This is a genomic window from Lysobacter sp. CA199 (assembly GCF_052078715.1).
Taxonomy (GTDB): Bacteria; Pseudomonadota; Gammaproteobacteria; order Xanthomonadales; family Xanthomonadaceae; genus Lysobacter.
In genome coordinates, this window is record NZ_JBQJIL010000015.1 from 1 (window position 1) to 12,625 (window position 12,625).

The window sequence follows — 12,625 nt, forward strand, 5'->3', positions numbered from 1 at the left end:
TTCCGGAGTAAATCGCTGTGTGCTCATGGTCTTCCTCCTATGCTCGGATCATAGGCCGGAAATGTCTATATTTCCCTGGACAGTCCAATCATAGGCCGGAAATGTCTATATTTCCCTGGACAGTCCAGCGCGACTGATTTTCGATATGCGATTCCCTGGGCAGAGATACGATAGTGCAAGTGGGATTAGCTATAACTATTTCAGGGATTATGATTCCAGTGTTGGGAGATACATGGAGAGCGACCCGATAGGCTTGCGGGGTGGGCTGTCGACATACGGTTACGTTAAGGGTAGCCCGTTGAATCGCTTTGATAGCAGTGGGTTGCTGGTCAGTGCTCAAACTGGAACTATTGTCAGTGGAGAGAATACTGTCGTATGCGATGGCAAGGGTGGGATGAAAGTTTTCCTGGACGATAGGGTTTTGTACAGCGATTATCCTTGCCTGATTGATTGTGCACGAGTACATGAGCAAACGCATCTCAATGATGCTCTTCGTATTTCTCCAAACGCATGCTTAGGGGATGTGGATAGGACTGGGATATTTTGGGATGACGCAGACAGGCTCGCATCTGAGAGAAACGCGCATGCGGCCGAGCGTTCTTGTCTTAAATCGAAGCTTCGTAATATGAATTGCGACGACAAATGTAAGCAGCAGATTGAGGAGAGGCTTCAGGAGGTCGATGTTGATCTCCTTCCTTACTATCAGAGCGGCCGGGATCCCTATACCACGAATCCGCGATATAACAAATGAGGGTTGCATGAGAATTATTGGTTTTCTCGCATTTGTGGCCTGTATTATCTTCCCAGCTATTTCCAATGCTGAAGATTTTGATGTTTCGGTTGATTTGGCGGGATCCAGTTCAGTCCCTCAGTTAAATGTGACTATTGCAAATAAGTCTTCTCGTAAGCTTGTCATATACAGAAATTCGTTGCCCTGGGTGAATCGCCCAGGAAGCTTTGTGTTGAAGGCTTTTAGATTTGATTCGGAATTTTCGGAAGTTTCCGTTGGCGGCCGATTGAGTAATCTTGTGGGTGTGCAGGAAATTCTGCCGGGTGAAGTTAAAAATGGCGTGATTGATCTTTGCTCTCGGATTCGAAACCTTGATTATGAGTCGGAAAAGGGGCGTTTGGTGTTTCTGTGGGCCTACCATATGAAGTCGCCAGGGGGGGCGGATTCTGGTTTGTATTCGGGATCATTTATATTGAAAGATCCAACGGCGTGTCGGGCATAATGGCGTCGCGCTCAAAAAAAGAGAGAAAAGGTCCCGCGCACGCTATTGCGACGCAACTCGCGGCTGATCGTGCTGGGCGCACGACCTAGCTGGCTGGCAATCATTCGTTGCGAACAACCAGCTTCGGATAAAGCATGAATCCGGTATCGTTCGTGCTGGTTCAGGCGGCCATCGGCCATGGGTCACTCCACTTGGCGGTGAAGTGGCTAGGCTAGGTCGCCTGGACCACTTCAACACGTTGGGTGTTGCGATCCAGAGTTGAACCCGCCGGCCTTGGAGTGGGCCTTGTTGCTGGGTTGACGGAGTGATTCAGCTAGGATGAAGAATGTTTTGCCGTCAGGCGAATGAAGTTCCCCTTCTTCCCCATCTCCAAAAAAAAAGCCCCGCATTGCGGGGCTTGTTCTCAGGTATTTGTTGACTAGTTATGCGCTACGCCGCCTTCGAACGACCTGCACGACTCGTAAGCCGAGCCGTCAGAACTTGCCCCCAGCTTTAAACCCGAAATACCCACTCGTCTCCCCCGTACGCACATCCACGCTTCCGCGTCCGGTGAGGCCGAAGCTCAAACCGTTCTGGGTCGCGTTGAGTCCGGCTTCGCCGGTGATCCGGCTCAGGCCTTGGTTGTCGACCGCCACGCCGCCCTGCACGTAACCGTTGACGTTTTCGGTGAAGCTCCTGGAGAGCTTCGCGTTCACGTCGGCGTTCTGGAAGCCTTGGTTGTTGAAGGTGGCGCCGGCGTTGAAGTCGAAGCTGTTGAGGTTGCCCAGGTCGACGGTGCCTTTGACGTTGCCGGTGTAACTGGGAGTGGAGTTGGGGCCGAACGGGCCGAGCGCGGTGCTTACGCTGAGGCTGTTGAAGCCGTTGGTGACGGTGGCGTCGGCGGCGAAGCCGATGCGGCCGGGGTCGATGCCCATGCGCGCTTCGACGTTGGCGGTGATGTCGCCGGTGTGTTTCAGACCCAGGTTGATCGAGACGTCGTTGAGCGTGGCCTTGGCCACCGCCGCCGGCTCGTTCGGGGTGATGCTGAAGGTCGGCGAGAACGCGTTGAACTCGGTGATCGCGGGCGTGGCAGGTGTGGCCGGCGTGGCGGGCATCGATTGGGCGATGTCGGCGTAGGTCGCCGCGTTGGGCACGCCGCCTAGGGTCTGGAACGAGGACAAGCTCGGCACCGTGTCGACTTGCATGGTGCTGAGCTGGGACACGGTGGCGGTGGAAATGCTCAGGTCGACCGGCGCGGCCTGTACCTTGTCGACCGCTGCTGCGGCGGCCGCTTCGGCGGCGGCTTTGTCGGCCGCGGCTTGCTGGGCGGCGGCGGTTTCGGCTGCGGCCTGGCTTTGTTGCGCCGAGTCGGCGGCGTTTTGCGAGGAGCCCGAGCCGGAGACTCCTGAGGAGCCGGTGTCTGCCATGAGAAAACCCTCCATGGGGGCGTCCGGCGGGGGCCGGACGCAGGGAAAGCGTTTTCAGCAGGTCGACCCTAGCAACCTCGTCCGGCGGTGAGTACCTGGGGCGGACCCCAGCCTCGGGGCTGTGCGGCGTAGGCCAATGCCGGCAATCGCCTGGAAACGCGGGTTTCCGCGAAATGTCGCGATGCCCGATTCCTCGGCCGTCGCGATGGACGGCGGTATGCGCGGCTGCGGTCCGGGCCCGCCGGGCCCTGCCCGCCGTTGCAGCGCAGCACCGTCGCGCGGCGCGGACTTGCCAACTCGGGCGCATGCTTCGATCCTTGCCGGTCTGCTCGACAAGGCGGGGCCGAATACTTATGAGTTCACGTGGTCTTGGATGCTTGACGCTCGTGGCATCGCTCGCAGTTCTATCGTGCTCAACTCAAACGCATGAGCGTGGCGAGACGTGGATAAGAGGGCGCGGGGTCACCAGTTCTTTTGAACTGCGTAAGGATGGAACCTATACGGCTTCCGAGAATTGCGATATCTGCTCCAAGAACGAGAGAAAAGGCACTTGGCGAAGAGAGAGCGGACGTTTGATGTTGAACGCGGCGGATGGGGCAATGGCCCAAGTGCTCGTGAACGTGAAATATCGTGGCTGCGATGGGCTTGTTCCGTTGGACAGTGCGCCGAAAGCGGGCGAGCTGCTCCCGACGAATGTTTATTTCCGGTGGCGCGATCCATGCGCTCGACACCTATGACTCGAAGACTCCTGGTCGTGCTCTTGTTTGCAGGCATCGGCTCGCCGGCAACGCATGCGCTGGCTGCGGAGCCTGGCGCCAAGCTCGTTCCTGCCACAGTGGAATACGTAAACAAGCGCGGCGACGGAAGCTCGTACCCGACCGGAGATGCCGGCTGCGAGGCTTTGGAATTGGAGTTGAATGCCAAGCCCGGCTTCGTTCATTTCTGGAACGGCAAGTTCCGCGATAAACCTAACTACGGGGAAGGTTGCGAGTTCGATATCTACGATCGCGATTCGGGTAACCACAACGGTCGACATCACTATCAGCGGTGGGTGTTCAGCCGGATGACGTGTCCGCGCGGTTACGACGGGGTGTATTACTCAGGCGACGGCAGCAAGCCGTATTGCCGTTTGGCCGCCAAAGTCGTGGGGCCGCCGGTCTGTCCCGATCCCGTAGCCGGGCCGCGGTCGGCGTGGTTGCGATGGACTCGACACTGCGAGAGATTCGTTTCCCGCAAGCGGATCTTCTGATCGCCGTGAACGGCCGCGGTTCCGCGTTGCGGCTTACTATGGCGTCAGGCGAAACGCGAAGGGCATCGGGCGGCGGACATTAAGCCGCGCTGTCGGTCATGGCAAAGGTATTGATACTCGGCCCACGGGCCCCGGCGGCGTTGGAATTGGCGCGGCACTTCGCCCACGCGGGATGGTCCGTGCACGTCGCCGACAGCGTGCCGTGCCGTTTGACCGCGTGGTCGCGATCGGTGGAGCGGGCGCACCGGTTGCCGCCGCCGCGTTCGGAGGCGGCGGCGTTCGTTTCGGCGTTGGCGCGCATCGCGACGGACGAGCGCATCGATCTGATCGTGCCCACGTGCGAGGAAGTGTTCACGCTCTCGCGGTATCGCAGCGCGCTGCCGGCATCGGTGCGAGTGTTGGCCGACGATTTCGAAACGCTCAAGGCGCTGCACAGCAAGCGACGGTTCCTGGAGCTGGCGCGCGATTGCGGCGCGCACGTGCCCGACAGTCAGGCGGTGACTACCTTGGAGCAGGCGCGCGCCTGGGCCGATGGCCGCCCGCTGGTGCTGAAACCGGAGTACTCCCGTTTCGGCGTGCATGTTCGCCTGCATCCGCATGGTCTGCCCGACGATGCGCCGCCGCTCGGGCTCGATCAGACCTGGGTCGCGCAGCGTTTTTGCGTCGGCACCGAGCTGTGTTCCTACAGCATCGCCGATCGGGGCCGTGTGCTCGCGCATTCGGTGTACCGGCCCGCGTACCGGCTCAATCGCAGTTCGAGTTTCTATTTCGAGCCGCAGCCGACGCCGGCGATCCGCGGTTTCGTCGAGCGCCTCGTGCGCAAGATCGAGTTCACCGGTCAGATTTCCTTCGATTGGATCGTCGGCGACGACGGATCGGCGACGGTGCTGGAATGCAATCCGCGCGCGACCAGCGGCGTGCATTTGTTCGCGCCGGGCGATGGGCTGCCGGCCGCGCTGATGGGGCAAGCGTCGCAATGCATCGAGCCGGGTAGCGCGCGGCCGAAGATGTTGGCGGCGGTGATGTTGAGCGCGGGCTGGCTGCAGGCCTTGCGCCATAGGCGGGCGGGGCAGTGGTGGCGCGATGTCCGGCGCGCGGACGATGTGCTCTCGATCGCGGGCGACCGCTTGCCGCCGCTCGGCGGATTCGCCGATATCGCCGCGTTCGCGGGCATCGCGCTGCGCAGCGGTTGCAGCCTGCGTGAAGCCGCGACGCGCGATATCGAGTGGGACGGCGAGGAGTTGCCCGACCTGTGAACCCGGGCGCGCGCATCGACGCCGAGTTCGCGCAGCGCGTGGAGGCGTTCGCGCGGATTCATGTCGGCGCCGATTCGCGCGAACTGGTCGCCAATCTTGCGACCTGCGCTGAGCTCATCGACGACGGCGAGCGCCGGTATCCGGTCAGTGTCGACGATGGCGATGGCGATGACGTGGGCAACGCCTGGGTCTGTTCGCCGCGCGCTACCTATGGCGATTACGCCACCGAGGAAGCCGTGCGTTATGCGCCGCCCGCGGCCGCGCCGCTGCTGCGCGCGGCCGGGCGCGGACTCGATGGCTGGCTGCGCCGCGCCGGCGTCGATCGCGCGGTGGCGATCAACAACTGGTGGCTGTCGACCAATCTGTATCCGCGTTGGCGCGAACGCGGCGTGGCGCGGCTGCTGCATGGCGCCTTACAGCGCTGGCCGACGCACGCGGTATGGCTGCGTTCGCTTAACCGCCGTCAGCACTCGTACTGGCTGGCCGAATGCGAGGCGCTGGGATTCACGCTGATTCCGAGCCGGCAGGTGTATTTGTTCGGCGATCTCGCCGAGTCGGTGCAGCGACGGCACAACCTGCGCGTGGACCTCAAACTGGCGAGCAAGCAGCCGCGCCGCGTGCGCGACGCCGACATCGGCCAGGGCGACTACGCGCGCATCGCCTGGCTCTACCAGTGTCTGTATATGGACAAGTACTCGCGCTGCAATCCGCGCTATACCGAGCGTTTCCTGCGCGAATGGCACCGGGCGGGCCTGCTGCGCTTCGACGGCTTCCGCGACGAAGCCGGGCAGCTGTCGTGCGTAGCCGGCGTGTTCGGCTTCGGCGGCACGCTGACCACGCCCATCGTCGGCTACGACACCGACCAGCCGCAGCGCCTGGGCCTGTATCGGCTGCTGACCGCGACCACGTTCGAGCGCGCCCTCGCCAGCGGCGAGGCGATCAACTTCAGCGCGGGCGCGGCCGAGTTCAAGCGGCTGCGCGGCGGCGAGCCGAGCATCGAGTACAGTGCGGTTTACGCCAGGCACCTGCCGCGAACCACGCGACGGGCGCTGAGTACGCTGTCCGCGATCACGCGCCGGATCGGTGTTCCGATCATGCGCAGATACGAGTTGTGAATGCGTCATGGTGCTGATGGGTTTTGTATGGAGGCCGTGATCGAAACCGTCCAACATCGAGTCACTTACGCATGGCATCCCTCGCACGCGGCGCGCTGGTTCGCCGTGTCGTGCTCGGATCGGCTGCGCGGTGCGCCCTTGGGCGTGACGGTGATGGACCGTCCGATCGCACTCGCGCGTACGTCCGACGGCCGTGCCTTCGCCCTCGAAGACCGCTGCCCGCATCGCCATGCGCCGCTGTCGGCTGGTCTCGTCACCGGCGATGGCATCGCTTGTCCGTATCACGGTTGGCGCTTCGACGCGCAGGGGCGGTTGTGTGCGATTCCGGGCATGCCCGCGGACTGTGCGCTGCCGCAAGTGCGGGTGCGCGCGGCCGCGGTGCGCGAGCACGATGGTCTGATCTGGCTGCGGCCGGACGGTAATGACGAGGGCGAGCTGCCCGCGATGGCGCGGCGTAATCCGCCCGGTTCGCGACGTTTTCTCTGGCAGACACGATGGCGCGCCCATGTGGTCGACGCGGTCGAGAATTTCCTCGATCCGATGCACACCCACTGGATCCATCCGGGCCTGGTGCGCCGAGGCGGCGAGCGCGAACCGGCGGTCGCGCATTTCCAGTCAACCGAAGCCGGTTTCAACGTCCTGTATCAAGGCAGCCCGCAACAATCCGGCCTGCTCTACCGCCTGTTCGAATCACCACGCGAAAGCGAACGGGCCCTGTTCGACGCCCCCGGCAGCGCCCAGATCGAATACCGCTACGTCAACGGCGCGATCGTTCGCATCAGCCTGCACTTCACCCCGTGCACCAGCGACCGCACCGCGGTGTTCGCCACCTTGCACGTGGAGAACCGCTGGGCGCCGGCGTGGTTGGTGCGGGCCGTGGTTTGGCCGTTCCTCAAGCGAGTCAACGATCAGGATGCGCGCATGCTGGCGCTGCAGGCCGATAATCTGCAGCGCTTCCCCGGAGTGCGCGTCGCGTCGACCCAGCTCGATCTGGTCCGGCATTGGGTCGAAACATTTTGGGCGACCGGCGTTGCGCCCGAGGATGCTCAGGCGCGCGAAGTTCGGATCTTGTTGTGAGCGCGGCGGCTCGCGCCGCGCTCAGTCGTCCTTCCGATCCACTTCGATCGGTATCGTCCGGTCGCTGTCTCCCAACTGGATATCGGCCCAGCGGCGCGGAACCGCCCGCACCTGATTGGCGTGCATCGCCGGCGCGAACTCCTTGGCCGGGACGCTCATATAACTGCTGTGTCCGATCTTGCTCCACTCGCCTTGCTCATGGCTGTAGAGGAAGCACTTCGGGCCCCATTGCTCGGCGTTGCACAGCAGGTAATCGGCCTGACCGTTGCCGTCCAGGTCCGGCGTCATCAGCACGCACTCGGAATCGGCGTTCAGGCAGTCGGGCGATTCCAGTTTCTGCGCGACCAAGGCTTGCAGCCAGGCCGGATCCGGTGCGCCGACGCCGGCGGCCGGCTTGATGTGCTGCAAGGCTTCGGTGGCCGTACGCGCCTGCTGACTGCGCTTGTCCTGGCGGTACTCCCAGGCGTTCTTCATGACCAGCACGCGCTCGATTTGCGCGCGCTGCTGCGCGTCGGACTTCGGATCGGTCTTCAGCGCCTCCAGCGCCTGATAACCGCGACGGCCGGTGTTGAAGCGCAGGTAGCTCAGATCGAACTCCTTGGCGTCGGTGCGGCCGTCGCGCAGCCGCGCGAGTTGATCGTTGACGCTGAGCCTGTGCGGGTCGAGCAGCCACGAGTTCGCGAGCACCGCCAACACCAGAATCCCCAACGACACGCCGACGTTGACCCGCTTGAGATCGTGCAACCAGCCTGCACGCGGGCGCAGCGCGGCGATCGCGTAACCAACCGCGTACGCGGCCAGCACGATCGAGGCCAGCACCGCCCAGTAGCGTTCGGCGGTCCAGCCGTACTGGCCGATGCGCAGACTCAGCGCATACAAGCCCAGGCCGGCGTAGATCGGCAGGCTCAGCAGCGCCGCATCGACCACCCGGCGCAACCAACGCGGATAGGGCGGCGCATCGTCGCCGTCCTGATAGACCGCGTTGACGAACAACACCATCACCGCGATCAGGCTCATCAGGATCAAGGTCGCCGAGCGCGTGCGCCACAGCGCTTCCAGGCCCGTGAACGGCAGGCTGACCACGAACAACAGCGCGATCAACGCGACCAGCGGCAGCAGCCCCTTGAAGATCGCGAACAGGATTTGCCGCGCCACTTGCACCGGCCGCTGCTGGGTGCGTCCGACCAGCACGCCCAGGCCGATCATGATGCCGGTGGCCAGGTGGATGAAGCTGCGCGTACTGAACAGATCGCTGAAGAAGCCGATGCCGATCAGCTTGAACAACACCGCGCACAGGCCCAGCACCGCCCAGCAAATGCCGACGAACACGGCGGTGAGCTTCAGGGTCAGCGCGTTCTGCCAGCCGTGTTCGAACAGCGCGGTGTACGGCGCGCGCCAATGGCCGTGGTCGAGCCGGCACTGCAGATAGGGCAGGACGACGAACAAGGCGATCGCCAGACTGGCGCCGAACGGCCACAGCACCGCGCTTTGCTTGATGTCGGGCGCGCCGCTGGCGCTCCAGCCGGCCCACAGCGCCAGCAGCAGATAGACCGCGCCCACGCCGATCGTTCCGGTCCAGAAACGCGGGTCGTCCAGGCGCCGCACCGACAGCAGCATCACCGTGGGCACCGACAGCGCGATCACGTACGAACACACTTCCAGTCCCGAGCCGTCGGGCGCGCCGATCCGGATCAGATACAACAACAGTCCTTGCAGCAGGGCGACCAGGACGATGAAGGATCGGGTCGCGCGCGAGAGCGCAACGGGCGCGGCGGTGGGCGAGGTGGTCATGCGGTTCCTTGGCGGTGGCCTGGGGTGAAGGGCGGCGGTGCGGTGGTGAGTTGAGCCGTCGCCGGCTGCGGGAGATTACCCGCATACCTTGAGGATGTTGAGTGAGCGCGGTATGAAGCCGAGAAGGCAGCGGGCCGCTTTTGTGGGAGGGGCTTCAGCCCCGACGCTTTTCTATCAGTTGGCGAAGTCGTATCGAGTCAGGCGATCCGAACGAAAAGCGTCGGGGCTGAAGCCCTCCCACAAAAGCGTTCGTCGGCCCGCTGAAATCGTCTTGCCGCTATTTCGCCTGGGTCTTGCGCACGGCTTTCTTTGCGCTGTTCGTCGTCGTTTTTTTCGTCGCCTTTTTGACTGTGGCCGTGGCCGTCGTGCGTGGCGGCGTGGTGGGCGAAGCTTTCGCCCCCGGCGCCTTGGCGGCGCTCGCCGCGGTCCGCTGCCAGTACGGCTTGAGTTTCTCGATGCGCTTGTAGGCCGGGCACGTTGCGCGATGCGCGCCGGACAGATAGCTCAGGCTCATCAGAAACTCGTTGGTGATCTCGCCGCCGGTGAAGCGGAAGGTGCGCTTGAACAGCTTGATCCAGTCGGCCTTGCTGCGCGGCTGGCCGTCGAGCAGGGTGTGCGCGTCGAGCCATTGCGCGAATCCGCCGTGGCTACCGCGCAATTGTTGGATCACCTGGGCGTTGTGGATCGCCGCATCGACCTTGAGCCGGTTACGGATGATGCCGGCGTCTTCGAGCAGGCGCAGCCGGTCGGCCTCGCCGTAGCCGGCGACCGTGTCGACGTCGAAACCGTCGTAGGCGCGACGGAAGCCCTCGCGCTTGCGCAGGATCGTCTCCCAGCTCAGGCCGGCCTGGTTGATCTCCAGGATCAGGCGTTCGAACAGGTCGGATTCCTCGCGCTGCGGAAAGCCGTACTCGCTGTCGTGATAGCGGCCGTGGATGGGGTGGCCGGGGGCGATGTCGCAATAGCCGGACATGCGGTTCTCGTGGAGTGGCGGTCGGACCCGATTGTCGGCGGCGCGGGGTTGGGAATCCAGCCGAGGGCTCGGGGGTGTTGGTGGGGAGATTGATGAGGGGAGACCTTTGTGGGAGGGGCTTCAGCCCCGACGCTTTTCGATCCGATCGCCGATCGGCCTGCAAGCGACCTGATCGAAAAGCGTCGGGGCTGAAGCCCCTCCCACAAGAGCCGGGCCCGCCAGCGAAGTCCTTCCCCCAATCCCTCACCGAAGGCCTCTACTAATAGATAGAAGGCTTGGAAGGCTTGCTCCTATGGAAAGGCGTCCCCGGCAAAAGGCCGTCTTCCGCAAAAGGCCGTCCCGCACCCGAGGGATGGCCGGATCCGCCCCGATTCGTCGTATCCGCGGGCCCCGCCGGCCGCCGCGCGGCCCGCCCTGCACGGCCCGAACCTGCGGCGCGCTGCGCGTTTTCGCGACCCGCAGCCGCGCCCGGCACGTTAGAATGGCCCCATGCCCGTGATGCCCACGCCCCTTGCCAGCCAAGTCCTGATCGCGCTGCCCGCGTTGGCGGATACCAATTTTTCCCGCAGCGTCGCGCTGATCTGCCAGCACGACGACGACGGTGCGATGGGGATCGTGGTCAATCGCCCCTCCGAGTACACCCTGGGCGAGGTCTTCGGCCAGATGGGCGTGGACGGTGGCGATGAATCGCTGCGCGCCCAGATCGTGCTAGCCGGCGGCCCGGTCCATCCCGAGCGCGGCTTCGTGCTGCACGACGGCGGCACACGCTGGGATTCGACCCTGGTGATCGGTTCGGAGCTGTACCTGACCACCTCGCGCGACATCCTCGAGGCCATGGCCAAGGGCGAAGGCCCGGACAACGCCATCGTCGCTTTGGGTTGCGCCGGCTGGGGTTCGGGCCAGCTCGAACACGAAATCACCGAGAACGACTGGCTGACCGCACCGGCCGATGCCGAACTGCTGTTCGAGCTGCCGCTGGACGTACGTTGGCATGCCGCGGCCGGCCGCATCGGCGTGGATTTCGCTCACCTGGCCGATTACGCCGGACACGCATGAACGATCGCGCCTCCGACGCAATCCGACGCGACGGCACCGTCCTCGGATTCGATGTCGGCGCGCGCCGGATCGGCGTCGCCGTGGGCAGCGCGTTCGGCCACGGCGCGCGCGCGCTGGCGGTGATCGACGTGCACGGCGCCGGCCCGGACTGGGGCGCGATCGACCGGTTGCATAAAGAATGGCGTCCGGACGGATTGATCGTCGGCGACCCGATGACCCTGGAAGGCGGCGATCAACCCGCGCGACTGCGCGCGCACGCCTTCGCGCGGCAATTGCGCGCACGCTACAAACTGCCTGTGGTGCTGGTCGACGAGCGCTCCAGCTCGATCGAAGCCGCGCACCGTTTTGCCGCCGACCGCGCCGAAGGGCGCAAGCGCCGCCGCGACGCCGAGGCGCTGGACGCGGTGGCCGCGGCGGTGATCGTCGAACGCTGGCTCGCCGCGCCCGACGACGCCACCGACATCGAACACATTTCGCATCCTTGAAGCACCGCACATCATGAATACCTACGTTTCCGCCACCGGCGGTTCGCGCCACCTGCTGAGTCTGCGCGAGGCTTCGCGCGAATCGCTCGAAGCCCTGCTGATCCGCGCCCAGGCCTTCGCCGAAGGCCATTACGACAGCCAGGCGCTGGCCGGCACCGCGGTGTGCACCTTGTTCTTCGAACCGTCCACGCGCACGCGCCTGAGTTTCCAACTGGCCGCGCAGCAACTGGGCGCCCACGTGCTCAACTTCGATGCGTCCACGTCCTCGACCAGCAAGGGCGAGACCGCGCTGGACACGCTCAAGAACATCGAAGCGATGGGCGTGCGCGGTTTCGTGATCCGCCATCGCGAAGACGGCGCGGTCGCCGCGCTGGCCGCGCAGGCGCGCGCCGGCACCTGCCTGGTCAACGCCGGCGACGGCCGCAGCGCGCATCCCACCCAGGGCCTGCTGGACATGCTGACCCTGCGCCAGGCCAAGGGCCGCGACTTCTTGCAACTGCGCATCGCGATGATCGGCGACGTCAAACATTCGCGCGTGGCGCGTTCGGACCTGCAGGCCTTGCGCGCGCTCGGTGCGGGCGACGTGCGCGTCTGCGGCCCGGCCTCGCTGCTGCCCGAAGACGGCACGCTGGATGGTTGCACCGTCACGCAGGATTTCGACGCCGCGCTCGACGGTGTGGACGCGGTGATGATGCTGCGCCTGCAGCGCGAACGCATGGAAGAAGGTTTGGTGACCTCGCTCGACGACTACCATCGCGACTACGGCCTGACCGCCGCGCGACTCAAGCGCGCGGCGAGCGACGCGGTGGTGATGCATCCTGGCCCGATGAACCGCGGCGTGGAAATCACCGACGAAGTCGCCGACGGCCCGCAGTCGCTGATCCTCACCCAGGTCGCCAACGGCGTCGCCGTGCGCATGGCGGTGCTGGAGATGCTGCTCAAAGGCTGAGGCCGCGGCCCGACTCGTTCCCTGCCGCGCGGCCTG

The 12,625-nt window shown here is 64.4% G+C and carries 11 protein-coding genes and 2 pseudogenes; 9 read left to right on the forward strand and 4 right to left on the reverse strand.

Annotated elements, in window-relative coordinates:
• Nucleotides 1-145 precede the first annotated feature (145 nt).
• Both ACTOWJ_RS24785 and ACTOWJ_RS24790 read left to right on the forward strand, forming a co-directional pair.
• Nucleotides 146-751 carry an RHS repeat-associated core domain-containing protein gene (locus tag ACTOWJ_RS24785; protein WP_441337293.1) on the forward strand — a complete coding sequence of 202 codons (606 nt, stop codon included), beginning with the start codon at nucleotides 146-148 and terminating at the stop codon, nucleotides 749-751.
• A 7-nt stretch (nucleotides 752-758) separates the two neighbouring features.
• A complete protein-coding gene (locus tag ACTOWJ_RS24790) occupies nucleotides 759-1,232 on the forward strand; it encodes a hypothetical protein (protein WP_441337294.1) in 474 nt (157 codons plus the stop codon).
• A gap of 29 nt (nucleotides 1,233-1,261) precedes the next feature.
• On the opposite strand, the pseudogene ACTOWJ_RS24795 reads toward ACTOWJ_RS24790, so the two are convergent.
• Together ACTOWJ_RS24795 and ACTOWJ_RS24800 are read right to left on the reverse strand one after the other, a co-directional pair.
• Nucleotides 1,262-1,411: pseudogene (locus ACTOWJ_RS24795) on the reverse strand (helix-turn-helix domain-containing protein); the annotation flags it as partial.
• A 294-nt stretch (nucleotides 1,412-1,705) separates the two neighbouring features.
• Nucleotides 1,706-2,638, reverse strand: a complete 933-nt coding sequence (locus ACTOWJ_RS24800) for a hypothetical protein (protein ID WP_441337295.1) — start codon at nucleotides 2,636-2,638, stop codon at nucleotides 1,706-1,708.
• 754 nt (nucleotides 2,639-3,392) lie between these two features.
• On the opposite strand from ACTOWJ_RS24800, the gene ACTOWJ_RS24805 reads away from it, so the two are divergent.
• The 4 genes from ACTOWJ_RS24805 to ACTOWJ_RS24820 all read left to right on the forward strand — a co-directional run bounded on the left by ACTOWJ_RS24805 (nucleotide 3,393) and on the right by ACTOWJ_RS24820 (nucleotide 7,335).
• Nucleotides 3,393-3,887: a hypothetical protein gene (locus ACTOWJ_RS24805; RefSeq protein ID WP_441337296.1), complete on the forward strand. Its 495-nt coding sequence runs from the start codon at nucleotides 3,393-3,395 to the stop codon at nucleotides 3,885-3,887.
• Between the two features lie 179 nt (nucleotides 3,888-4,066).
• Complete coding sequence (locus tag ACTOWJ_RS24810; RefSeq protein WP_441337297.1) at nucleotides 4,067-5,143, forward strand: ATP-grasp domain-containing protein; 1,077 nt, start codon at nucleotides 4,067-4,069, stop codon at nucleotides 5,141-5,143.
• Complete coding sequence (locus ACTOWJ_RS24815) at nucleotides 5,140-6,258, forward strand: hypothetical protein (protein WP_441337298.1); 1,119 nt, start codon at nucleotides 5,140-5,142, stop codon at nucleotides 6,256-6,258. The genes ACTOWJ_RS24810 and ACTOWJ_RS24815 overlap by 4 nt, the downstream gene beginning before the upstream one ends.
• Nucleotides 6,259-6,294: 36 nt before the next feature.
• A complete protein-coding gene (locus ACTOWJ_RS24820; RefSeq protein ID WP_441337299.1) occupies nucleotides 6,295-7,335 on the forward strand; it encodes a Rieske 2Fe-2S domain-containing protein in 1,041 nt (346 codons plus the stop codon).
• Nucleotides 7,336-7,356: 21 nt separating this feature from the next.
• Here the strand turns inward: ACTOWJ_RS24820 and ACTOWJ_RS24825 are convergent, their stop codons facing one another.
• Entirely contained in the window at nucleotides 7,357-9,126 is a 1,770-nt protein-coding gene (locus ACTOWJ_RS24825) for a DUF4153 domain-containing protein (RefSeq protein WP_441337300.1), read from the reverse strand.
• 421 nt (nucleotides 9,127-9,547) lie between these two features.
• Nucleotides 9,548-10,099: pseudogene (locus ACTOWJ_RS24830) on the reverse strand (DNA-3-methyladenine glycosylase I); the annotation flags it as partial.
• Between the two features lie 489 nt (nucleotides 10,100-10,588).
• Here ACTOWJ_RS24830 and ACTOWJ_RS24835 point away from each other — a divergent pair.
• Genes ACTOWJ_RS24835 through ACTOWJ_RS24845 form a run of 3 tightly spaced genes read left to right on the forward strand, consistent with a single transcriptional unit; the run spans nucleotide 10,589 to nucleotide 12,589 of the window.
• A complete protein-coding gene (locus ACTOWJ_RS24835) occupies nucleotides 10,589-11,155 on the forward strand; it encodes a YqgE/AlgH family protein (RefSeq protein WP_441337301.1) in 567 nt (188 codons plus the stop codon).
• Nucleotides 11,152-11,640, forward strand: a complete 489-nt coding sequence (gene ruvX, locus ACTOWJ_RS24840) for a Holliday junction resolvase RuvX (RefSeq protein ID WP_441337302.1) — start codon at nucleotides 11,152-11,154, stop codon at nucleotides 11,638-11,640. The genes ACTOWJ_RS24835 and ruvX overlap by 4 nt, the downstream gene beginning before the upstream one ends.
• Nucleotides 11,641-11,653: 13 nt before the next feature.
• Nucleotides 11,654-12,589: an aspartate carbamoyltransferase catalytic subunit gene (locus ACTOWJ_RS24845; protein WP_441337303.1), complete on the forward strand. Its 936-nt coding sequence runs from the start codon at nucleotides 11,654-11,656 to the stop codon at nucleotides 12,587-12,589.
• Nucleotides 12,590-12,625: the final 36 nt, after the last annotated feature.